Origin of the sequence: Dongshaea marina (assembly GCF_003072645.1) — a bacterium.
In the GTDB taxonomy this organism is placed as follows: Bacteria; Pseudomonadota; Gammaproteobacteria; order Enterobacterales; family Aeromonadaceae; genus Dongshaea; species Dongshaea marina.
The window spans coordinates 3,878,750-3,902,824 of the sequence record NZ_CP028897.1; the positions used below are offsets into that span (position 1 = coordinate 3,878,750).

The 24,075-nt window shown below is 52.9% G+C and carries 17 protein-coding genes and 2 pseudogenes; 5 read left to right on the forward strand and 14 right to left on the reverse strand.

Annotated features, from left to right (window positions below):
• Positions 1 to 235: 235 nt before the first annotated feature.
• Positions 236 to 991 (reverse strand): IS21-like element helper ATPase IstB, encoded by a 756-nt coding sequence (gene istB / locus DB847_RS18140; protein WP_108649424.1) that lies wholly within the window; start codon positions 989 to 991, stop codon positions 236 to 238.
• 9 nt (positions 992 to 1,000) lie between these two features.
• Complete coding sequence (istA, locus tag DB847_RS18145) at positions 1,001 to 2,548, reverse strand: IS21 family transposase (protein ID WP_108649425.1); 1,548 nt, start codon at positions 2,546 to 2,548, stop codon at positions 1,001 to 1,003.
• A gap of 709 nt (positions 2,549 to 3,257) precedes the next feature.
• Here istA and DB847_RS18150 point away from each other — a divergent pair.
• Complete coding sequence (locus DB847_RS18150) at positions 3,258 to 3,500, forward strand: hypothetical protein (protein ID WP_108651967.1); 243 nt, start codon at positions 3,258 to 3,260, stop codon at positions 3,498 to 3,500.
• 8 nt (positions 3,501 to 3,508) lie between these two features.
• Here the strand turns inward: DB847_RS18150 and DB847_RS18155 are convergent, their stop codons facing one another.
• The 5 genes from DB847_RS18155 to DB847_RS18180 all read right to left on the reverse strand — a co-directional run bounded on the left by DB847_RS18155 (position 3,509) and on the right by DB847_RS18180 (position 10,603).
• A complete protein-coding gene (locus DB847_RS18155) occupies positions 3,509 to 6,466 on the reverse strand; it encodes a DUF2339 domain-containing protein (RefSeq protein ID WP_108651968.1) in 2,958 nt (985 codons plus the stop codon).
• A gap of 70 nt (positions 6,467 to 6,536) precedes the next feature.
• On the reverse strand, positions 6,537 to 7,232 hold the full coding sequence (locus DB847_RS18160; protein ID WP_108651969.1) for an SIR2 family NAD-dependent protein deacylase: 696 nt from the start codon (positions 7,230 to 7,232) through the stop codon (positions 6,537 to 6,539).
• Positions 7,233 to 8,081: 849 nt separating this feature from the next.
• Positions 8,082 to 8,429, reverse strand: a complete 348-nt coding sequence (locus DB847_RS18170) for a hypothetical protein (protein ID WP_108651971.1) — start codon at positions 8,427 to 8,429, stop codon at positions 8,082 to 8,084.
• A gap of 126 nt (positions 8,430 to 8,555) precedes the next feature.
• Positions 8,556 to 9,440, reverse strand: coding sequence for an IS982 family transposase (locus DB847_RS18175; protein WP_108649992.1), 885 nt, complete (start codon positions 9,438 to 9,440; stop codon positions 8,556 to 8,558).
• Between the two features lie 92 nt (positions 9,441 to 9,532).
• Positions 9,533 to 10,603, reverse strand: coding sequence for a TRAP transporter substrate-binding protein (locus DB847_RS18180; RefSeq protein ID WP_159084733.1), 1,071 nt, complete (start codon positions 10,601 to 10,603; stop codon positions 9,533 to 9,535).
• 291 nt (positions 10,604 to 10,894) lie between these two features.
• Here DB847_RS18180 and DB847_RS18185 point away from each other — a divergent pair, with 291 nt between their 5' ends.
• Positions 10,895 to 11,518: a DsbA family protein gene (locus tag DB847_RS18185; RefSeq protein WP_108651973.1), complete on the forward strand. Its 624-nt coding sequence runs from the start codon at positions 10,895 to 10,897 to the stop codon at positions 11,516 to 11,518.
• An 8-nt stretch (positions 11,519 to 11,526) separates the two neighbouring features.
• On the opposite strand, the gene DB847_RS18190 is transcribed toward DB847_RS18185, so the two are convergent.
• Both DB847_RS18190 and DB847_RS18195 read right to left on the reverse strand, forming a co-directional pair.
• Entirely contained in the window at positions 11,527 to 13,605 is a 2,079-nt protein-coding gene (locus tag DB847_RS18190) for an alpha-amylase family glycosyl hydrolase (RefSeq protein WP_108651974.1), read from the reverse strand.
• 951 nt (positions 13,606 to 14,556) lie between these two features.
• Positions 14,557 to 15,351 (reverse strand): sulfite exporter TauE/SafE family protein, encoded by a 795-nt coding sequence (locus DB847_RS18195; protein WP_108651975.1) that lies wholly within the window; start codon positions 15,349 to 15,351, stop codon positions 14,557 to 14,559.
• 363 nt (positions 15,352 to 15,714) lie between these two features.
• Between DB847_RS18195 and DB847_RS18200 the strand changes: the two genes are divergently transcribed.
• From DB847_RS18200 to DB847_RS18215, 3 genes and pseudogenes are all read left to right on the forward strand, one after another.
• Positions 15,715 to 16,041 carry an AraC family ligand binding domain-containing protein gene (locus tag DB847_RS18200; protein WP_108651976.1) on the forward strand — a complete coding sequence of 109 codons (327 nt, stop codon included), beginning with the start codon at positions 15,715 to 15,717 and terminating at the stop codon, positions 16,039 to 16,041.
• Positions 16,041 to 16,511, forward strand: coding sequence for a helix-turn-helix domain-containing protein (locus DB847_RS18205; RefSeq protein ID WP_159084734.1), 471 nt, complete (start codon positions 16,041 to 16,043; stop codon positions 16,509 to 16,511). Before DB847_RS18200 ends, DB847_RS18205 begins: the two co-directional genes overlap by 1 nt.
• 1,043 nt (positions 16,512 to 17,554) lie before the next feature.
• Positions 17,555 to 18,870, forward strand: a pseudogene (locus DB847_RS18215) (MFS transporter).
• Between the two features lie 580 nt (positions 18,871 to 19,450).
• Here the strand turns inward: DB847_RS18215 and DB847_RS18220 are convergent.
• The 5 genes and pseudogenes from DB847_RS18220 to DB847_RS18235 all read right to left on the reverse strand — a co-directional run bounded on the left by DB847_RS18220 (position 19,451) and on the right by DB847_RS18235 (position 24,069).
• Positions 19,451 to 19,732 (reverse strand): hypothetical protein, encoded by a 282-nt coding sequence (locus tag DB847_RS18220; protein WP_159084735.1) that lies wholly within the window; start codon positions 19,730 to 19,732, stop codon positions 19,451 to 19,453.
• A 28-nt stretch (positions 19,733 to 19,760) separates the two neighbouring features.
• Entirely contained in the window at positions 19,761 to 22,196 is a 2,436-nt protein-coding gene (locus tag DB847_RS26145) for a TM0106 family RecB-like putative nuclease (RefSeq protein ID WP_325049176.1), read from the reverse strand.
• Positions 22,197 to 22,255: 59 nt separating this feature from the next.
• Positions 22,256 to 23,194, reverse strand: a pseudogene (locus DB847_RS26150) (hypothetical protein); the annotation flags it as partial.
• Positions 23,195 to 23,197: 3 nt separating this feature from the next.
• Entirely contained in the window at positions 23,198 to 23,476 is a 279-nt protein-coding gene (locus tag DB847_RS18230; protein WP_108651981.1) for a hypothetical protein, read from the reverse strand.
• Positions 23,476 to 24,069, reverse strand: coding sequence for a hypothetical protein (locus tag DB847_RS18235; protein ID WP_108651982.1), 594 nt, complete (start codon positions 24,067 to 24,069; stop codon positions 23,476 to 23,478). The genes DB847_RS18230 and DB847_RS18235 overlap by 1 nt, the downstream gene beginning before the upstream one ends.
• Between the last annotated feature and the right edge of the window lie 6 nt (positions 24,070 to 24,075).

Consider the following 24,075-nt stretch of genomic DNA (forward strand, 5'->3'; position numbering starts at 1 on the left):
TCCCCTTTGATTCGCACCGATGAATCATGAGGTGGTTTGAAGTTGAGCAGCAAGGACGCTGCGAGTGCGCAGCCAGTATAGGGAAATACTGTCTGGGCTGAACTTCAAAGAGCTATGATTCTGAGGATGATTGCGAATCGAGGGGCACCCTGGGGTGCGTATTATCGCGATGGCGATCACCGAATAATATGATGTCGATCACCTCAACATCCCGTCTCACAGACTGGGTTATTTTTTACCCTGAGTGATCGGCATCCGTCAACTCTGCGGTGATTTTTCTCATCGATTCTCCGCATAATTCTACACGGATCGCTCCATGAACCAGACGATCCAGGATCGCATCCGCATGGGTTGATTCACCGATCATTGTGTGCCAGTGCTCCAGCGGAAGCTGGCTGCCGATCAGTGTGGCTCCGTGACCATGGCGAGCATCGATTAACTCCAGTAGATCGCTACGCTGAAGCGCATTCAGCGACTCCAGTCCCCAGTCATCGAGGATCAGAAGCGGCGTGTTTCTCAACTGAACCATCAGCTTTCGATAGCTGCCATCAGCCTGAGCCAGCTGCAGTTGCTCCAGCAGCTCTTTAAACCGGAAGTAGCGAACCCCGAGTCCCTGCAGACAGAAGTGATGGCCCAGGGCGCAGGCCAGATAGGTTTTCCCGCACCCGGTCGCCCCGGTCAGGATCAGAGTCTGCCCCAGGCTAAGCCAGTATCCCTCTGCCAGTGAGCGGATCTGGGCTCTATGCAAGCCGCGATCACTTCGATAATCCAGTTGCTCCAGATTTGCCTGCAGCCGGAATCGGGCCTGCTTGATAAGGCGCTCGATCCGCCGCTGAGACCGATCCGTCAGCTCCTGCTCCAGCAGCAGGCTGAGTCGCTCTTCGAACCCGAGTTCCTGGTAGTGCCCGGGTTGCTGATGTTGCCTTTCCAGGGCATCCCGGATACCACTTAGTTTCAGCTCCCGAAGTTGCTGTTTGAGTTGTTCTGTCATCTTTGATCCTTAGTGATAGTAGCCTGAGCCACGGATATTGAGGTGAGTGAGCTCCGCCAGACGATCCGGCTGAGTTTCGGGCAGTGGCTGGCCATCCAGCCCCTTTTCCAGGATGGAGCGGATCCCTTTCTGATAGTAAACGCCCGTTCGGTCTGCTCGCTGGCAGGCCGCTTCTAAGCGGGGGCGTCCATATCGCTTTTCCAGGTTGAGGATCCCAAGGCTGGCCCGATATCCAAGCTCCGGGTGGGACTTTCGGTAGAGCAGCTGTTTGATCACCGCAAGCGTGGAGGGGCCTATCTCCTGAGCCCAGTTCAGAAAGCGTCCCGGGGTCCATTGCATCTGCTTTTGGTGTGCGACCGGCATATGATCGGGGTGGGTGGTTTGCCCTCCCTGCTGATAGCTGCGTGGATGTGTCGCGACACAGCGACCACCATGATAGATCCGTACCAGGTTGTCGCAGATATGCGCTTCAAGCTTGCGTTTGAGCAGGGTATAGGGAACCGAGTAGTAGTGCTTGTCGAGCTCGATGTGATAGTCGATATGAACCCGAACCGCCTTCACCCGGGTGAACTGATAGGGGTTTTGAGGCAGCGATTTGAGCACCGGTTTGTCTAGCAATTCAAACTGTGATTTACGGCTTCCCGGCAGCTTCTTGAACGGGCGATTGTTCAACTCGGTGAGCAGAGCCCCGATCCGCTGGTTTAGCTGAGCCAGACTGAAGAAGGTCTCATGGCGCAGTTTTGCCAGGATCCAGCGCTCAACGATCTGCACGCCCACCTCAGCCTTGGCTTTATCTTTGGGCTTGTAAGGACGGGCAGGAAGCACTGCAACACCATAGTGTGCAGCCAGCTGCTGATAGGTAGGATTGAGATCTGGCTCGTAGCGACACGCTCTACTGACTCCGCTTTTGAGATTATCCGGAACGATCATCTCTGGTACTCCCCCCAGAAATTCGAAGGCCCGTTTATGGCTCATCACCCAGTCTTCCAGCCCCTGACTCAAGGTTGCATCGGCGTAGGTGTAGCTGGATGCACCCATCACAGCGACAAAGATCTGAGCCCGACGCTCCTCCCCAGTCCTCGGATCCACGATGGGCACGGTTGGACCGCAGTAATCAACAAACAGTTTTTCACCGGCTTTATGGCTCTGACGCATTGAGGGAGACTGGCATTTACGCCACTCACGATAACGCATGCAGTAATGGTTATAGCTGTAGTGGTTCTTGGGATGTCGCTCAGCATACTCCTCCCACAGGAGTTGTAGCGTCATCCCTTTGCGTCTGAGCTCCTGATGGGCCACGGCCCAATCCGGCAGAGGAGGTGTCTGACGAACCGTGATCCGGGTCTCAAGGAACTCACGGCGCAGCCGCTCTTCATCCCACTCAGCAGGCAGAGGCCATTGGCATAGCCCCATCTGTTGGGCCCTTTTGCAGTAATTGGACACAGTCGACGGAGACACAGACAGGCTGCTTGCGATCTGGCGGTGACTCAGGCCGCCTTGGTACTTGAGTCTGAGGATCTCTTTGAGTTTTCGCATGGTGATATGCACCGTTGGCATGGCTGGCTCTCCGCTCGAGGTCAAACAGAGAGCATAGCCGGTTAAAAAAACACCTGCGAAACGGGAGTTGAAATGAATAACATTTCGGTCGGGACTGCATAATATTCATGCCGATCACCCAATAATATAAAACTCAAAAGTGATCGCCATCGATATTATTGAGCGATCGCGATCGATATTATTCAGTGATCGCTATCGATCTTATTGGGTGATCGCGATGGACCAAAAAACGCACCCTGGGGGTCGTTAGGGGGACTGGGTGCGCAATCCCCCTGACCTGCCGCCGGTCAGCACCGGCAATTATGCCGAAGGCATGAACTTGCTGCCCACAGGGCTAAGTGCAAAAGTACCGGGGTGTCCTTGGGAATTCCGAGGGTATTGGACAAGCATGTACCTGCTATACAGGGATGTATTAATGCCGTGGAGGGGGCGTAGTTGCATCGCAACCTAGCGAGAGACAGGATGCCGAACTGGAAAGGGCTATCAGGATGGTAGCCGCCTGGGAACGGCCTAACCCGTTGCTACTCGGCAGTGGCATGCATGCAGCGCAGTGGCAACGTCCTATTTCACGAGTCAAAGCCTGACATAGAATGACTTAATGGCTGCTAAGCTGGCTTAATTCCTGCTGGTTTTTGAAATCATTCAAAAAATTGTCAATCCGGATCGCCTACACTGAACAATTATCCGCTTCTTCACCTAAGGACAGGTTATGGCTTATAAACCAGCTCAACAAACGGAAATGCGAGTCATTCGGGTACCAACCTCCCTGGTGATGCGCCACAAACGCCTGTGCTATGAAAAGCACATGAACCTCCCCCTGGGAGAGTTTATGATTGAGGCGGCACTGTTTCTCCTCGAAGATATAGAGCAGCATTACGGCATCAGCTACGAAACAGAGCAAGACCCCGAGCAGGAGTCAGAATCTGAACAAGCTGACACCGCCGATCCTTAACCCTGGAGTCAGGTATCCCGGATGGCCTGACGACTCTTCAGCCGCATATATTGGTAGGAAATCACCAGTAACAGGGCACCTATCACCATAAACACTATGATCTTCTGCAGAATGTCGAAAGAGCTCAAATCAAGCAGTAGGATCTTGCCACAGGCCAGCACAAAAAATCCCAGGGCCAGCTTTGCCATCCCGGCTAACCTGTCCTTCAGACTCAAAAACAATAATCCACAGCCGTGACATACCAGCAAGATGGAGCTTAAGGGCGCTGCTCCCCACAGGGGCAACTGATAGCTCCAGATGAAATATCCCACCGCCAGCCCTAAATTCCAGCCGAATAGCTGCCAGGGATAACTTAGGAATACACGATCTAGCCTATGGTAGGGCCGAGCCCTATACAGCAGCATGCCACTCATCCCCAACACGATCAGATCGGCCAGCATCGGCAAAAACCATCCCGGCCGGGCACTCACCAACGACATGAGGTGCCAGCCAAGGGTCGCTACAGAAAAGAGCAGCGCCAGGCCATAGTTGAGATAGAGACTCCCGCGCAACGCAAGCGGCCTTGGCCGGATATTCAGAATAAGCCAGAAATAGCCCGCAACCAGGGCAAGTCCGAGGCTCCAGCTCCCCAACACTCCGTAAACCAACACCAGGATCACCAAGGCAAAGAAGTAGTAGCTCTGCCGAAAATGATGGGAGAGCGTAGGCCATAGATGATAACCCGGCAGATTTCCCGGCACCTTCTCCTCAAGACGATTCAAGCCAATCAAGCTAGCATAGAAAAGCAGGGCGATCAGCAGTGCCAACACTCCGTAGCCAGACATCTCCCAGCAACTGATGGCAATCACCAGCATCATCAGGTAGGAGAGCAGGGTTGATTCAAGTCGTAGCAGCTTATGCCTGGAGATCTGGCTGAACAGTAAAGAAAGCCCGGTTGAAAGACACAGGGCAAGGGGCAATAGCTCAGGCCAGCTGCGAATCATCTTGGGGAGATACAGCAGAGGTACCAGCAGATAAAATGCGATCCTCAATGCCTCGGCATGGGGTTTAAACCAGGAGCCGGGGTAAAGACGCCGGTAAAACTCACAGCTCAAAAACATCAGGGCCAACAGCTCCACCAGGGCGATCTGTCCCAGCAGCAGCTGCTCACTAAAGCGCAGACTGTCCGTTGCATTCACACTGTAAGCGATACCCGCCACCAGCACCAGCAGCTGAAACCAGCCCGCAAGCTCGACGATTCTAAGGCGATACCTGACGCTGTGCCAGAGTAGCAAAGCCATCGCCAGCGGCGCCAGGTTCAAGGCATAATCACCGAGAAGCTGCATCCCTACCAGGTACAAGAGCCCCACCTCGAGAAAACCGATCGCCTCACACAGCAGGGTTTTGACAAAGGCTTCGAATCGATCCCATTTAAGGGAGGAGCGCAGCAACAGTTCACGGGCGATAATCCAGATAAAAGTGGTGACCAAAAGTGCGATAAGCGCGCTCTCAGGATGAAAGCCCAGCCCATAAAAGGGGGCATACATCAGCCATTTTCCAATGGCCACCAGGGTCGCGCCCAGCCCTATCACCAGCAATAGATACGCCTCACTGCGGATACTATACAGGCGCTGCTCCAGCCCTATCCATAACAGCAACACTCCCTCAAGCCCCCAAACGATCCCCTGCAGATAGGGGTCAAGGAGTAGCAGGGCGGCAAAGGCGATGAGGCTGCCCCCAAACACCAGGCTAAACTGGCGCAGCAGCTTATTGCTAAACACCAGAGTCAGAATGAAGGGCACACTCGCTTTCGGGGTGAAGCTGAGCAGCACGAATAAACCGGCCCACAGCAAGCCATTGATCGCCAGAATGACTCCGGCCCCTTCACTAATCTGGATCACCAGCAGAATAAAGAAGGTGATGAGGGTAGCCAGTAGCGGCAACTGGATCTTCTGCTGGCAAGAGAGGGTATACAGGATATAGGCATAAAACAGCAGGTGCAGGCTCAGCATCACCCCGTAACCACCGTCAAAGCGTGACACATAGACCAGAGACTCAAGCACAGCGATCTGCAGGGCCGCCGCGATCACCATGAACAGCGGCCAACCCTGCTTATGGCTCACCCCAATCGACAAAATCGCTAACAGCAGCAGGTAGGGGAGATAGAGGTTAAAGTACACCAGCTCGGTGCCAAGCAGCAGGGGAGCCAGGGTCCCGCCCACCAGGGCGATCATCGCCACAATCTTGGTATTGAGTCGGTACGCCAGGCCATAGCCCGCTAGGGTGATCAGGGCCTGCAGCCCCAGGGTCACCGCGGGAGAGAGTAGCTGATAATAGTTCGCCCCCACATAGCAGGCCAGATAGTTGATGACGATCCCAAGTCCCACCAGGGCCGAGCCATACTCCTGCTGCCTGGGTCTTCGGGCTACTATGCTAACCCCGATCCCCAGAATGAGATTAGCAAGCACAAAGCCCACCGCCAACCGACTGATATCCGACAACAGGTGGTTATAGCTGTACTGCAGCAGGTAACCAACTCCCACTGTCATGGTGATGAGGCCTGCTACCATCAGCAGAAACACATGCCCCATGCCACGGCGCTGGTAGGAGTCATAAAACTCCCTGGTCATCCCCCACAATTGGGAGAAAGGCCCGATGAGCTGAGCAATAACTAGCTCAAACAGCCTTGAGCCCAACCAGGGAGCCTGTTGCTGTAGCGAATCATCCCCTTGCATCTCCTGAGCAGCAGGGGTTGGAGCCACTGAAACTGGCTGCTGAGTCAGGCCTATTGATTCAGCCTCGGCCACAGCTACCGGCTCCGACGGCCGCTCTGGGGGAGCCTTTTGGGCTTGAGGAGCGACACTCCCCTCGCCCCTCTCAAGGCAGGCGAGCCGCTCCCGGAGCGCCTCAATCTCGCGGCCAAACTGCTCTTTGGCACTCTGCAGTCTCGCCAGCTCCTCTTTTAACTCAGCAAATTCCCTGCTCACAGCTCTCCCCTCTTACAATCTGGCTCTCTGGCCCGCAGCAAATATTGGCGCAACTCCCCCGGGAGCCTCACTAGGCGTTTTTATCCACCAGCCACTGGCTGACCAGCTGGGGTACCTTCTCGCTGGCCCGCTCGCGATACAGCTGATAATCATGGGGAGTCGCTTCGACATCCAGGCTGACAATCACCTTCTCGGCCTCACCGGGAGCCTCATGCACCAGGGCCGCAACCGGAAATACCGACAACGAAGTCCCCACCACCAGTACCCGGGAGGCACTCTGGATATGGTAGAGACTCTCTTCGAGCTCGAATACCTCCTCACCGAACCAGACGATGTGTGGCCTGAGCTGACTGCCCCTGTCACAGAGATCGCCCATTTTGATATCCCGGTAACCCAGCTCATAGATAAGACTCGGATCCTCACTGCTACGGGCCCTGGTGATCTCACCATGGACATGCAGCACCTGTGTCGAGCCAGCCCTCTCATGAAGATCGTCGATATTCTGGGTGATCACCACCACCTGGAACTGACTCTCAAGCTCGGCGATCGCCCGGTGAGCCGCGTTAGGTTCGGCATCGGCCACATTGCGTCGCCGCTGGTTGTAAAAATCCAGCACCCGCTCGGGGTTGTCCTGCCAGGCCTCGGGAGTACAGACCTCGCTCACCTTGTAGTTGTGCCACAGGCCGCCACTGTCACGAAAGGTTTGCAGGCCACTCTCGGCACTGATCCCGGCACCACTGAAGATCACGATCTTGTTTTTATCCATCAAAGTTATGCTCCCGGCAAAATCTAAGCCTCTTAGGAAAAGATACAGGATGACTCGGATGATGCCCATGTTCGATGCATCATCCGAGTCATCCCACCTGAAGAATCGCGACTTAACGCCGCAATTTGTTGACCTGCAGTCAGCTATTTTGTGCCTATGGCACGAGTGTCCGGCCGCGGACTTCGGGTTAGGGGGACTGCTCACCCAGTCCCCCTAATAACCCCGAGGGTGCCCAGATCCTTGCCTGTTTGACCTGCGGTCAGCAAATTTATGCCTGCGGCACAGTTGTCCGGCCGCGGACGGCGGGAAGAGGGTATTGCTTGTCCAATACCCTCTTCACTCCCAAGGACACCCCGGTATTTGCTTTCCCCTCATGCTTCATCAGATTCACTAACGAACAGACGGAACGTCCCTGTTCCGGCTGCCCTTCAACTACTTCCATGTAGTTGATACGTTCATCAACAATGAAGCCTTCGGCGCAAATAGACGGGGCCCAAAACCCCCGTAAGCGAGCGCCGAGGTGGACTGAAGGGAATTGCTGTTTCTTTTCGAGGCAGGACGCCGATATGCGGAGCTCTGCGGAGGGACTCGCAGCGCGGAGCGAGCTTTTGATTACTTTTGGCGGTACAAAAGTAATGTGCTGCCGGCACCTCGGCAAATGCAGCGTAGCTGCAAGACGACTATCCGCAGGATAGATGCAAACTTCTTCTGCCGCCAGCCAGCGCTGGCATCCCTGTGGCGAAGCCACAAATAAGAGAGTTATCCGCTGGATAATAAAAAGGAGAGCTGTCATGCTCTCCTGAGAGAAATGGACAGGGGGCTTGCCCCCTTATCACACTGTAATAGTCTTTATTTGTTAGCCTGCTCTGCAACGGTTGGCAGGATCTCAAAGATCATCTCCGCCTTGAGGCGGGCCAGGTCGAAATCACCATAGGTCTTATTCAGCTCAACGATCAGCTCATCGAAGATCTCCTCCATCATCTCCTCTTCGAGCTCTCCCTCCATATCATCAAGCTTTTCTCCCTTGTGCTGTTCAATCAGTCCGGACAGCACCTTCATATCAGCCTCAAACACGTCCCGGCTGGGGAATGCCTTGTTGATCTGCATATCACGCTCTGACATCTGGCGTACGGCTGGCTTCTTGCCCTTGTTTTTCTTTTTACGGTTAGCAACTTTCTGGGCGCGTTTTTGTGACATGAGGGTTTCCTTTAAATCGAATTTTAACCCGATGATTGTAAGCTATTCAGCCCAATGATACGAGATAGAAGAGTGGTGAAGGATGATTGAGATCTGCTTGCGGCAACAAGGCAAGTTATTTTAACCTCAGATCTGCATAAGCGCTTCCTTTTCAAGCCGAGACATTCGGATGCTCGGCTTCTTTTCCTGGAAGGTATATGCAATGAGGCCAGCAAGGAGATTCACCATAAAGCTGACGCAGCTACGATGCCGTGAGTGTTCTATCTGAGAGATGTTCTTCAGCTGATCAAAGACGGTTTCAATGATGAAGCGTTTGCGAAGCATCAGCTTATCCCATAGCCGCATCAACTTTGGTTTCATATTCTTCCTGATGCTGGTAATTAATGTGACCCCTTGGTCTGCCAGCTCTTCTGCAAGTGGTCCTGAAATATAGCCTTTATCTCCATAGAGTGAACCCCAGAGCTGCTCGCACATTTCAGGAAGAGGAGTTCTGTCATCAACATTGGCTGGGGTTAATTTGACCGAGATAACACCACCTTGATCATTGATAATAAGGTGCAATTTAAATCCATAAAACCACCCCATGGTTCCTTTGCCACGCTTGGCTGCACCTTCAAATACTTGATGCCGAGGGATGCGAAGGTTATGGCAAACCTGAAGTTTTGTTGAGTCGACGAATGCAATCCCAGTAGGTTTTGCTTGTCTGTGGGTGAGATAGGAGCACAAAGGGATCAGGGTCGCTTGCATCAATTTCAACATCCGACTGTAACTCACCAGGCCGGGGAACTCACTTTTCCAGTACTTACAGACAAACTGAAGATAATAGGATTTAAAGTCTCGGAAGCCCAAGCGATGAAATGCGATGACGATGGTCATCACTTCACTGACAGCCAGGCGAGAAGGTCTGTTCCGCTGCTTCACACCTAAGGAGATCTGCTGTTTTTGCCAAGCGGGTAGAAAGACCTGACAGAAATCATCGACATCAACGAAAATAGCTTCTAAATTGATCATGCCCAAGCTCCTTGGCGATTGATGGTTCTGGACAAACGATCAGATCGCAGCTTGGGCTTTTAGTTCCCCTCTTATGCGCAGCTCAGGTTATTTTAGGGTGCTGACTGACGGGTGATTTGCAAAACCTGGTTGATCAAAGCCTTACCCTTTTTTGGATCGCCATAACCTATGTAAGGGTAATACTGCTTCCACAGCGGCCGGCTGGCCTCTATCCAACGCTCTTTATCCTCCAACTCATCAATGCTCATTCCCCGCTCCAGCAAAATTTTTTTGAATTGATCATTTTGCTCTACTATCCAGCGCCACTGATATTCAGCTGCCTCACTCGCCGCCCGTTCGAGCAGTGCCCGATTGCGTTTCGAGAGACTCTGGTAAAACGGCTCGTGGATCAATATGGGACCAACCCATAAAAATGGCCCATTATTGGTCACAAAGCGCTGGCCCGCTTCCCAAAACTTAGAGTCAACAATCACGCTATAAGGGTTCTCCTGACCATCCACCTGGTTGGATTTTAATGCCTCAAACGTATCCGCCCAGTTGATGGGTTTAGGGGTAGCACCGAATGACTTGTAGGTATCACGCATGATCCTGCTTCTGGGGGTTCGAATAATCAGACCCCGGATATGCTCAAGCCGGGTGATATGTCGCCGGGAGTTCGTCAGGTGACGAAAGCCGCCAATCAACCAGCCAAGGGCCCGCACATTGTGTTTGGTTGCGATGATCTCATTGAGCTCTTTGCGCATCAATTCACTTCTGAACAGCCGCTGCGCCGAGTTCATATCCGGGAAGATATAGGGCAACATCAAAAATTCCAGGGCCCTGGCCTTTAAAGAGGCATTCCCTGCCGCAATCACGGTCACATGCAGGGGGATCCCCTTGTCAGAGACAAACCCGCCCATCACCATATTCATGTTGGCCTCCTCCCCACCCATAGCTGGCAGGTTGGAATTGCCCCGGTAATGGACCCGAAGCTGCAATTCACCACTGGAGGTGTGGTTAAGAAGCTCCGAAAACTTCTCAAGGGCCAACACATGCAAGGAGCCTTTCGGATTATCGGTACTGGCGATGATATGGATGGTCTGAGCAAAACTTGCTGGCGACAGCAGCACCTGGAGCAACAAAGCCCCGGCCATACCTAACTGTGAACACCATCTTCTGACCATCGCCATCCCCTGGTTTGTTGTCGCATACGAGAGCAACAAAGGTTTCAACGGCAGGCCTCAGGTTGGGCCTCTTACTAACAACTTAGCTCAAAACAGCTCGCCCTATACTCGGCATGGGTGTTTTCAGCTGTGCCGGGGTCGCACCCTCCCCTCAAGCTAAGAAAACAACGCCTCCCCCGCTCAGCTTCTCTCCCGCAATCGGATACCTGAACCTCAGCCACCTCAGCGAGCGACTTAGCCTCACAAACCCGGTAAGCTTGTTAAGTCATAACCTGGTTTTTGGAGATTTTCATGGATGTAATGAGCCGATTAATCTACGTACATGACCCCATGTGTAGCTGGTGCTGGGGCCATAGGCCCGAGTGGGATAAACTGCAGAGCGCATTAGCCGGCCAGCTCAGGATTGACTATTGTGTAGGCGGGCTGGCCCCCGACTCGGACCAGCCGATGCCCGATGAGCTGCGCCAAACCATCCGGGGCTATTGGCAGAAAATCCATGAACTACTCGGCACCGAGTTTAACTTTGATTTTTGGACAGAGAACACCCCGCGCCGCTCCACCTACCCGGCGTGCCGCGCCACCCTGGCCGCTCGCAGCCAGGATGCCGAGCCCGAGATGATCGATGCCCTGCAGCGGGCCTACTATCTCAGGGCCCTCAATCCCTCGGATACCCAAACCCACCTAAAGCTCGCCGCCGAACTAGGGCTGGATCTCGCGCGTTTTGAGAAGGAGCTTACCAGCGATGCGCTCAACAAACGCATGCTTCGGGAGATTAAGCTTGCCCATAGCCTGCCAATTCGCGGTTTTCCCTCCATGGTGTTGCTTCACCAGGGAAAGAGCCACCCCATTGAGCTTAATTACCAGGATCACAGTGGAGCACTGCAACAGATCCAATCCCTGCTGCAGCCTGGCTAGCCGCCTAATTACAGCTGATAGAGCACGGTCACCGCGGTGCCCTGGGCATCCACCTTCGAGCCCACCGTATCCGTGTTGCCATCACGGTAGGGCGCGCCGTCACGCATCGCGTAGTACCACTGGCCATCGCCTAACAGCTTCTGCTTATCGTATTGGCGGTTGCCTCCCGAGTTATAGATCACCAGGATATTTTTCCAGCTATCACCCACGGCTGCCCCATTGAGCCTGCTAATGATCACTCCGCCACTTTGCTCGCTGGTATTGAGGTTATCCGCTATCTGCTGGTAGCTGGTCATGCGAAACGCCGGGTGCAGCTTTCGCATCCGGATCAGCTGCTGATAGAAGCCCACCACATCACTATTGCTCTGGGCGAGCTGCCAATTGATCTGATTGACCGAATCCGGTGACTGGTAACTGTTGTGATCGCCCCCCTTGCTGCGCAGCATCTCGACCCCTTCATGAATCAGGGGCACTCCCTGGGAGGTAAAGAGGATGGCAGCGGCAAACTCATCTATCCGCTTAAGATAGCCTGAATCGCCACTGCGCCCATTGAGCCCGGCCCAGGTGTTGATCTTATCCCACAGATCCAGGTTATCGTGGCAGGTGATATAGGTAATGGTTTCGGCCGGGTTATTGGCGAACTTGGGATCCCAGGTATTCTGCAATCCCTGGGGCTTATCCTGGTACTGGTCACGGGCCGCTCCCTTCACTCCGGCGGCTATCTTCTCCAAGTCCTGATCCGAGGTCTGATTAAAGATGTAGCCTCCCCCGTAGCCATCATCGGCCCCACCACGTAGCGCGTCGCGAAACGGTCCGTTGAAGATCCCACTCTGTTCCCAGGGCTGATGAGTGACGGTCGCCGAGCCATCGCTCTTATCCTCATATTCGGTCAGCGAGATGGTGTTGGGACGGATCTTCTGCCCCTGCTGGTAATTGTTATCTGCCGCCCAGGGCTCACCATAGAACAACAGGTGACGATCCGGGAAGGCAGCATTGAGCTGATGGCGCCACTTTCGCACCATCTGGTAATCAAAGGATCCCATCAGATCAAAGCGGAACCCATCAATATGGTATTCGCTCACCCAATACTTAAGGGAATCCAACACCATCTTGCTCACCATGGGCTCAGAGGCGTTGAGGGTATTGCCGGTGCCCGTGATATCGATATAGTGACCGGCACCATCGGTCAGGTAATATTTTTTGCTGATCGGGCCCAGCACCTTATCGGCACTGGCGGTGTGGTTATACACCACATCCATCACCACCCGCATGCCGTTTTTATGCAGCTCGTTGACCATCGACTGAACCTCACGGATCCGCTCGATATAGTGGGGCTTGCTGCCCGGCAGCCCGTTCACATTGTATTTGGAGTAGCGCCATTCGGGCACGTTGTAGTTTTGGGGATCATAACCCCAGTTGTAGCAATCGGGATTTTGTGCGACATCCTCAATCGAGCAGGAGGCGAAGTTAAACATCGGCATCAGCTGCAGCGTATTCACCCCCAGCTGTTTAAGATGGGCCAGGCCGGTGGGGGTTGAGGTACCGGACAGCTGAGCATTAGGGTACACCAGGCCGCTAAAGGTGCCCCGCTCAGCTGCGGGCACCCCGGAGTTGGGGTCTATGCTATAGTCGCGCAGATCCAGCTCATCAATCACCGCATCCTCGGGATTATTGAGCTTGGGCGAGGCCACAAAATCAGATGCAGCCATGGTCTTGGAAAGGTCGATGACGATATCGTTCTGCTGGTAATTGCTCTCGCTGCGGTTGAGATCCACCATCCGCGCATAGGGATCGTGAGCCGGTTTACCATTGATCACAAAATGATAGGGGCTGAGGTTATAGTTGTGGGGCAGCTTGATGCCATAGACGTTGCCATCATCCCCGCTCTGGCGCTCGAGAGAGTAGAGCTTACCTGCCAGCCATAGCTGAACATTGGAGCTATCGGGGGACCAGATCGCAAAACTGGTGCTATCACCCTGCACCGTCGCCCCCAGGGGTAAAGTTGAAGCCGCTGCGGCTCCGGCACAATAAAATCCCAGCAGTAAACCGGCGGCAGCCGCCCCCGGTATGAATGATTTCCTTATCATTGTTGATTCCTGATTGTGAGTGCCCGGCAACCCGTGAAGATTACGAATACAACCGAAGCCCTGCTGCGATGACGGGATCCTGAAGATCTTGCCGGACGATGTTAATCGGTTAACAGAGCCCAATTACTCTCTATGATCAAGCTCCGCTGAATCAAGGGAGTTGGGGTAAAAGTGTGAATACATTCACACTCCAGGCAAAGGTAGGACTCGTGTGCACTGAAACTTGTTTGACCTGCGGTCAGCAAATTTATGCCTGCGGCACAGTTGTCCGGCCGCGGACTTCGGGCCAGGGGGATTGCTCACCCAGCCCCCTAACGACCCCAAGGGGGCCCCCGATTCGCGATCATCCTCAGAGTCCCTGGTTTTTGAGATACGCAAAAACGAGCCATCCATGGCTCGGCCCTGCTTTTAGGATATCCATATCCTTCAATCTCAAATTCCAGCGTGACTCTTCGGTGCGAATCAAAGGGGAAGTTACCCCCCGTCAGCGAGCGCCGAGGTGAGCCTTTGATTATTGCTACTTCTTTTGAGGCAGGACGCCGAACCGCGTAGCTCTGCGAATGGACACGCAGCGCGCAGCGAGTTTTTGCCTACTTTTGACGATACAAAAGTAGGGCGCTGTCGGCGCCCCCGACATCAGTGCCATAGGCACAAATAGCAAGCTGCAAGTCAAGCTATTATGATTTACTGCCGATGCTCGGCAGCTATAACCATCCCTGGTGATCGCTGCATTCGTATATCCTATACATCGCACCGGCAATTATGCCGAAGGCATGAACTGGCTGCCCGCAGGGCTAATTCCAAAAATATATGGGTGTCCTTGGGAGTGAAGAGGGTATTAGACAAGCATATCCTGCCATACAGGGATGTATTAATGTCGAGAAAGGCTGGATGCCTGGGAGCGACCTCCTCCCGGCAGAGCCTCTGTATCAGGCTCAGCTGATATGCTGATTAGCTAATCAGCATATCGCAAATCACATAGAGCAAGAGCAGTCGAAACACCCACAGAGAAATGCCCTCAGGGCAGATCTTGACGATTTTTACTCCTATGGGAGTCCCAATCACGGAGCCTAACAGCAAACCGAAAAAAGCAGGCAGATAGAGGTAGCCCAAACTGTAAGCGGGTAACCCAGCTACATGATAGCTGGAAACCAGCATGGTAATGGTCGCAAACAGCCCGACCGGAACTGCTGTTGCCGCTGACATCGCCGCGCAATTTTTCATCGGGAAATTATAGTGTTTCATATAGGGGTTCACTATGCTCGAACCTCCAATACCCACAATGCTCGACAGGACGCCGGTTAGAGCGCCAAAAGAGGCGCACGAAGTAGCTGAGGGAAGAATAGACTGAGCTCCGGTTCCGGCCTGCTTGCTGACCCAAAACGTTTTAATCAGGCTGACCAGTAATACCGCAGCAAACAGGAACTCGATACCATTTTCTGACATCATCTTGCCTATAAATGTGCCGACGATAGCGCCGATCAATAATGCCGGCATGGCTTTTTTTAAAATATCTATAATCAGGTGGCCATGCTTATGATGCTTGTAGGCCACATAAAAGGCATTGACCATAATAAAACCAAGGGATGTTGCTACAGCAAGGTGAATAGCGATTGCACCGGGTATCCCCTGATATTTGCACACCAATAAGATTAAGGGAATGATAATGGCTCCTCCCCCTGCACCAACCCAGGAGGATAGAATCCCACATAACACACCACCAGTAAGGTATATCAATAAAACCATATGAACTCCCTCGGGATCATAAATAACAAAAACAATGAATAGAAAATAAAACTTACCTTAAATAAAGAGTCTTACAGCTCCCGCACCGAAATCATTTAAATAACATTTATTATGTGTTTATTTTTAAAGCCAGGTTAATATTATTTGCCAGTCGACTTTGGACTCTATAGATTCGATTAATACAAATATTAAAGCCATCTCAGAATGGTTTAATTCAATAATGATTGATGGATTAAATAATGCTATTCATATTGAATTATCCAATATAATAATGCCGTAAAACTTGTATCTATAGACAATTTAATGCGATGTAAATAGACTATACGTCCGTTAGCCTGGTTTCTATCTCAAACAGGATATTTTATGTCGAAAACGGGCCACACTCCCCCAGATCATGACACCAAGCTCCCCCGTCCCCTCGTGGCACGTGTCGAACAGTGGCAACGCTCTGGCCATTATTGGCGCTCTGGCTGGCACAGCCATCCCTGGGGTCAGTGGTCCTATGCAACCCAGGGCACACTGCTGGTTAAGACCCCCGACAGCTGTTACTTTGCCTTTCCTAAATTGGCAATCTGGATCCCGCCCCATGTGAAGCACCTGCTCCAATCCACCAGCCCCAAGGGCACAATCAAAAGCCTGTATGTTGCCAATGAGCGGCTACCAGAGCCCGCTGGCAATCGGTTCATGTGATGAGCGTCAGCCCTTTGATGAGGGAGCTGACTGTTGAGTTTTGTCACTTTGAAACTGAATATGATGAGATGGCTCATGAGGGGAGGCTTGTCGCCGTACTTCTCGATCAACTTAACTTTCTACAAGAGATCCCGGCCTCCTTACCCTTGCCCCGGGATAAACGCCTGCTCGCCCTCTGCGAGTTTATCCAGCAAAACCTTGAGAGCAATTTGAGCAAGGAAGAGCTTGGCAGTATGTTTGGACTCTCCGGCAGGAGTGTGAGCCGCCTGTTTCAGGAGCAGACGGGCATATCCTTTGTAAAATGGCGCCAGAGATCGCGGATGATCGAGGCCATTGAGCGGTTAGAAAAAGGACTCTCGGTGACCGAAGTCGCCTCTGCCTGTGGTTATGAATCGTTATCAGCATTTGTCGCTATCTTTAAGCGAATCCTAGGGATCACCCCGGGCCACTACCTTGCCCGGCACGACTAATCCTCCAGCGGCTCCCAGCTAAACTTCAGTCGGGCTCGCCGATGAGCATGGATGCTCGAATACAGCGAGAGCCATGGATGGCATTAGGTGCCGACAGCGAGTAAAGGCCAGTTCTATCCTGTGGATAGCTTATTTCGCAGCTGCGCTGTATGGATGTCGGGGTCGCCCGACGGCAAGAATTAATATTGGTTTGACCTGCGGTCAGCTATTTGTACCAGAGGCACAGAAATGCCGGTGCTGACCGGCGGCAGGCAAGAAGGGGCGCTCGTCCGCCCCCTCTTGCATCTCCCGGGACGCCCCGAACCTCGCTGAATCCTCGCCCCACCTGACATTTGAAGTACCACGTAGACAGGCCCTCCATGGCCTGACTACGCTTTCGCAACGTCCTGTTGCTCAACTTCAAATATCTATGGTTCACCTCAGCGCTCGCTCACGGGGAGAGTAAATCCACTCTTCGATTTAGTACAGTGAATCGAATTGAGTAATTTATTCTTATTTCGAGCCAGGGATGGCGAGCCGCGCAGCTCGATGGAGGGAATCATCGCGCGGAGCGAGCCTTTGGTTACTTTGAGCGATACCAAAGTAACTCGACCGCCGGGCGAATACGGCTATATGGCGAAGCCATGAATCAGCTGACCGCAGGTCAAACAGGCAAAGATATGGGCACCCTCGGGGTTGTTAGGAGGACTGGGTGCGCATTCCCCCTGACCTGCCGCCGGTCAGCACCGGCAATTATGCCGAAGGCATGAACTGGCTGCCTGCAGGGCTAATTGCAAAAGTATCGGGGTGTCCTTGGGAGTCCAGAGGGGGTTGGACAAGCAATACCTTCTTTCCGAAGTCCGGGGCCGGACACCTGTGCCATAGGCACAAATAGCTGACTGCAGGTCAAGCAAGCAGGATTTCCTGCTACATCCCGCTGCCAACACCCGAAAATTCAGGGTTTTCCCTTATCTATTCCCGCTAAGCGAAATGCTAGGCTTTCCCCCGGAAACAACACGCTTTCCAATCATCATAGAGACAGTTCATCATAAGGAAGTGAATGGATGCAAAAAACCAGTCGTGTCATCATCTTTTCCAGCCTCGGCGGAGTCCTGGAGTTTTATGACTTTATTATCTACGCCCTGCTGGCAAGCTACCTGGCCCACAACTTTTTTCCGACCCACGACACCCGGCTATCGCTGCTCCTCACCCTGGCGACCTTTGCCATCGGCTATATTGTGCGCCCCCTGGGTGGGATTATTTTTGGTCACCAGGGAGATCGTCACGGTCGCAAGAAACCTTTTACCCTGACAGTTATCATGATGGCGATCTCAACCCTGCTGATCGGCTTTTTGCCAACCTACCAGCAGGTTGGCCTGATCGCTCCGGTGGCTCTGATTATCTTGCGGATCCTGCAGGGTTTTTCGGTGGGCGGTGAGATCCCGGGGGGATCACCTACCTGGCTGAGCTCGCTCCCTCGCGGCGGGGCACCGTCTGCTCATTGCTGTTCCTGTGCCTGATTGGTGGGATAGTGCTGGGGCTGGCAACCAGCCTGGCACTGCATCACTACTACACAACAGAGCAGATCATCGAGTTCGGCTGGCGGATCCCATTTGTGGCTGGAGGATTAGTGGGACTGCTGAGCTTTGTGGTGCGCCGCCAACTGATCGAGTCTCCTGTCTATCGCCAGATGCTCGATGAAAAACAGCAGCTTGAGCATAAACTGCCACTCAAGACCCTGTTCACCCGCTACCCAAGGCAGCTGCTGGGAGGCTTTTTGCTGACCGGGGCCGGCGCCAGCGCCATCATGATCTTCTTCCTGTTTCTGCCTACCTATCTTGGCAAGGTACTGCACTACCCGATCCAGGATGTGCTTGAGAGTACCACCCTCAGCCTGCTCGCTGGCTGCGTACTGATCCTCTGCTGCGGCCTGGTGATCGATAAGCTGGCCAAACGCCTCAATCTCTGGTTGTCTCTGGCCCTTATCATCAGCATGGCGCTGGTGCTCATCAGCTACTCCCTCTACCAGAGCCATGCACCACTGCTGCTCCCCATGCTACTGAGCGCCCTGGCGATCGGCATGATCTGGTCCCTCACCTCGACCCTGCTGTCGCTACTATTCCCGGTTCCGGTGCGCTATTCGGGGATCGGCCTGGTGTATAACATCGCCTTTGCCACCATCGGCGGGCTGGCTCCGGCCATCGCCCTGAGCCTCATCGACCTGACCGGCTCAACACTGGCACCGGCCTACTACCATGTTGGCGCCTCGGCTCTTGGCTTAATCGGCCTGGGATTGCTGGGGAGTATTCGCCTGCCACGACGAGTAAATCCTGAGGCTGCAGGTGAGGAGAGTGCTGTCGCTCCCCATCCCCTGAGCTGATCGATGGCCCCAGTGATGGGGCTAGTTGAGGTGCATTGCATGCAGATTGGTTGTGGCTTCGCCACAGAGTTGCCAGCGCTGGCTGGCGACAGTAAAGGATGACCTATCCTGCGGATGGCGTTTTGCAGCTGCGCTGCATACATGCCGCTGCCGAGCGGCGGCGGGTTAGGGGGACTGCTCACCCAGTCCCCCTAACAACCCCGAGGGTGCCCCCCGATTCGCATAACTCCTCAGAATAACTGGATTTTTGAGAGAACAGACAAACGGGACATCCCTATCCCGGTTGTCTTCTCACGACGTCCTGTCGCTCGCCCTCAAAAATTTGCGTTATTCTTCGGTGCGAATCAAAGGGGATGTTTAACCCCCCGTCAGCGAACGCCGTGGTGAACCGTAGAGAATTGCTGTTTCTTTTCGAGGCATGGATGCCGAGCCGCGTAGCTCTGCGAATGGACACGCAGCGCGCAGCGAGTTTTTGCCTACTTTTGGCGATACAAAAGTAGGGCGCTGTCGGGCGCCCCCGGCACTGTTTGCAGCACAGCTGCAAACAAATTGCATTCGGATAACCGTTATATGATAACGATTAACTGGACGACTCAGTTTCAAGCATCTTCTTGCGAGAGTTGTACAAAGCTTCCCTGGCATGCTTTCTGAGAAAAGGCCGAACACCTGCCCACCAAACTATGTGTCGCCAAAAGTAACCAAACACATTCGGCTGAGGGCTCTGATAGAGATCTAAAAAGAAGGCTCCATTGGCGATCCACAGCTTAAGATCTCCCTTTTTCAGGGTATAACCATTAGTGACCTTCCACTCCCCGGCTCTGAGCTGGCGGATCATCGACAGCGCAAACTCTTTATTACTCAAAACTACAAACCTCATCAAAAAATATGAATCAAACACCAACAGATCCCGGGCTCCGGGTATATTGCAGCAATCTCGCCAGTACATTGACCTTCTTCATCTGCTCCAGCGAGTTCACCGAGTTGGAAAAAAGCTGTGGGTTACCCACCACCACTACCAGTGCCTGAGCTCTGGAGATGGCGACATTGATCCTGTGTTTATCAAACAGAAAATCGACTCCCCGGGGCGACTCTGCCGCATCACTGGCGCACAGGCTAAAGAACACTATGGGTGCCTCCTGCCCCTGGAACTTATCAACACTCCCGACTCTGGCCTGCTCACCCAGGGCTTGCTTAAGCTTGGTTACCTGATGGTTATAGGGCGCCACGAACAGCATATCCTCCCAACTTATGATTCGCTGCTCACCACTCTTGCTGGTAAAACGACGCCCCAACAGCTGATTGGCAAGCCGCTTTATCTCAGCAACCTCTTCATCACTCGCCTGGGTATTGCCCTCATGCTCCAGTGGAACAAACTGCACACCCGCCTCACAGCAAAGAACTCCGGCATACCCCTCCGGGGCCTCAATGGACTGAAACTCATTCCCCGATGCCGCATCCAGCTCACCATCATAGATGGCGTCACTGATAAAACGGTTTACCTCAGGATGCATCCGATAAGTGGTTCCCAAAAAGACTCCCATATCCGGCGCAATGATCGGTGAGTCATACAGCAGATAATCCAGAATCGACAAACCACTGTCTGCCGGGTGTGAGCCCTGAGAGGGTTGACCCAGCTGCATCTGATCGCCCATCAACACCAGATTGCTGGCTGAGCGGCTCATCCCGATGAGATTGGCCACCGAAACCTGCCCAGCCTCATCGATAAACAGATAATCAAACTGCTCACTGAGCTCATCCCGGCAAAAACCCCAGGCCGTGGTGCCGACGACACAGGCATCCTTGAGTTTGTCTGCGATAATATTGTTCTTAACAATCTCAATACCTGCCTCAGTCAGCTCATCGCCGGTCTTATTAGTGCAGTAACAGTGTGCCTCGATCCCCTGCTGCTGACAGAATTGAGCGACTCCCAGTAGCAGGTTATTGATCGCCTTATGACTATTGCTGGCTATCCCGATCCGCTTGCCCTGCTTTAACAGCTCGGCGATGATCTGCTTGCCGGTATAGGTTTTACCAGCCCCCGGAGGCCCCTGAATGGTCAGGTAGCTGTTATTAAGTTGAGTCACCGCATTGATAATCTCTTTAAGCCGCTCATCAGATGACTGGCTGCTGACAATGGATCCACCGGAGTGCCCTTTGATTCTGGGTTTACTCCGCAGTAAAAAATCTCTAATAGCAGATTCCCCCAGAGCACCCTGCTCATGGCGGCTCACCACATCAGCAATCGCCTCAGGGATTGGTTTGGGATTCACATATTCATTTGGGATGAGTGAAATGAGCTGTTCAGGCTCCTGTTTGGCCTTCACCACCAACCGGCCACGCTCAAAGTCACACTCATCCAAATCCAGAGTTATTTTTTGCCTATCCTCCCCAAGGAGATACATCCCCTCATTTCTTGGGATTTTAAATTCCTGTTCGGCTGGAAATTGGTACTCATAAGCAAGGAGTCTTGCTCTGGGTTTAGGCTTGTAAGGCTCCAGCCCGGTTCGTTCGCAACACGCCAGACAGTCGATATCGTCGGTGAGCTCATGGTGACTCATCCCCAGACGGTCAAAGAGTCGCCAGAACACAGGTTTTGCCTCGCGCCGATGAAACTCCAAAGTCCAGGCAAGATTCTCATCGAGCAGTGTTTGCTGTGACGAGCCATCTTCGCTGCGCGCCAATAATCGATCGCGAAGCAGGGTTCGCTCGGTGACCTCTTCAGGAATCTCGGGCTCCTCGACCTCCGTCTTGCCCAGATAGCTGATGCCATGCTCGGCTTGCTGTGCTCGCAGCCACTCGACCAGCTCCTGAGTCGAGTTACAGTCATCGATGTTGTAGTCACGGATATCTTTAAGTGTCTTCGAGGTTTGCCAGCTGTCTCCCTCTTCACCCAGGGCATTTAGTTCATGCCAGTTTTCATACACCACCACTGAGTCACTACCATTACCGACCTCTGTGTCACGCTGGCCACGGTAGAGGTGCTCTACATTCTTGATGGAGTAGCGGGGCTCACCGATGAGAAGCCCACCTTTGACAACCTTATAGAGATCGACAAATACCTCATTGCGCAATAGCTGATCCAGCTCATATTCACAGCAGCCATAGCGCCCCATCAGCTTGCGACAAGCAGCAATCTCATAATTGGCATAGTGGTAGATATGCATATTCGGATCACGCTGCCAACGCTGATACACCCAGCGAATGAAGTCGGTAAAGGCCTGCTTCTCCTGCTCACGATTGTGCGCCCAAAAATCGATAAATTGGCGCTTACCTTGCTCATCAAAATAGGAGTTGCCCCACAGATACTCCAGCCCGCCCTCATCCAGGGGAACCCCTCAATATCAAAGAACACATCCAGATCCGAGTGCGGAGGCAACAACGCGAGCCCCATCTTTTTACCCTGCTCCAGCGGTTTGACCTTAAATAGTGGTGGGATCTGCCCTGCACTGGCTTTTTGGATCCCGGCCTGAGCCCTGAGGGTTTTGAGTGTTTGCTGATTCAGGCCCGGGATATAAGATGGCTCAATGTCCAGTAACTGCTGGCAGCTGTGGATCCCGGCCTTATTGAGCTTTTTCACCTGTGATCGGGTGATGTTAGCAATCAGCGACAGGTGGTCCCGCTCTTCAAGCAAAGTTGCGGCAAAATCACTCCAGCATCCATGGCTTTTGGAGTCGGCAGGATCGGGCATCTTATTCGGATCAAACTCAGCCTGCTCCCCCAGGAATCGGGCCTTGAGTGCCAGGTAGTAGTAATAATAATCTTCTGTCTTAAGTGTTTCCTGCTCACCACTGCCCAGTGCCACCACCAGATGTTTGGGTTTTACACCCTGCAGCCGCTCCAGCATTTCGGCATAACAGCAAAGCTGCACTACAAAATAGGGTTTTACTTTAGAGGCAAGCTTGGTATCCCACACCTCATAGTGATAATCCCCCAGCTTGCTTGCTCCTGGTACCTTGAGCAGAAAATCGGAATAGCCTCGAAATGGCGCAAGCTCTAAAGCTCCCTGAAAAATCACCTCCGCTCCGCATTGCATCGCCTCCAGGGTCAGCTGATGGCGCCAGGCAAAGCTCAGTTTTTGCCCATCAAGCTCCTCGGGGATCTCAACCACATCCAGGCCTTTTGCCCGGAATTCAGCCAGCAGATTATCTTCATGCTGATAGCCTCGCTGCTGCAGCAATTTATTCAGTTCATCCTCATCATCATGAGCCGGTGCCTGCTGTGGGCACTGCTTCGATAACCGCTCCATCCATGAGGCAAAGGAGCTATCCAGAAACACCGTCAGATCGGAGGGGGAATAAACAAGCTGTTGATCTTCAAAATACATGGTTTAACTCTCTTTGGATTGGCTTAACTTTGCCAGCCATGAAAATAGGGCCAGAAACACGATGAGTTGCAGTATGAGAACTCCCAGCCAGGCCCAGAAAGAGCCCAGCGAAAGATCAGACTCCCACAGCAACCAGGTCCCGCCCACCGCACAGATAGAGGAGAGCGTGGGTACCGGGTCACGGCAAAGCGACTCCAGCAGTTTGCAGCTATCAGTGATGATTGAAGAGATCATCATCAACGGCAGGATGATGATCAGGACTATCACAATAAAAATCAGCATTACTGAGCTGTTTTACGGGTATTGCGCTCTATCGCCATCAGCACCAGTAAGATTGACATCAGGGAGATAAAGAATAGGAATCCGGCCATAACGCCCCATAACACATAACGCTTAGAAGCCTGCTCAGCATTCCAGAGGTTACTACGCTGAATCTCAGACAACTTAATCTCTTTATATTTGTTAATCGATCCTGTGACATCCAGGTGCTGTTTTTCTGCCGAAGAGATCACTTCAGACAAATTATCGATGAAATCCTGTTTCTGATCCTCTGAGGAGAGTGAATCCAGCCAACCGTCCAGGACATGTCTGTTATTACCTGTAAAGTAAGCATTGATATTATTGGGTAGATCCAATCCAGCTTCCGGGTTAACTTGAACATTGGAGCCACTACTAGCACTGTCCTGGCGCTCAGCGGAATAAACAAACTTTCCATCTTTAAGAGTGACTGAAGTATCGATATGAGTTGGAATCATCTCAATTGCGATAATCACCACAGCCAAAATACCAGCCGCCGCTCCAAAAATAGAGAGTCCTCGAGTGAATGAAAATAATATCCGCTCAAAAAAAGTAACGGTTTTGTTCTGTTTACTCATGAAAAT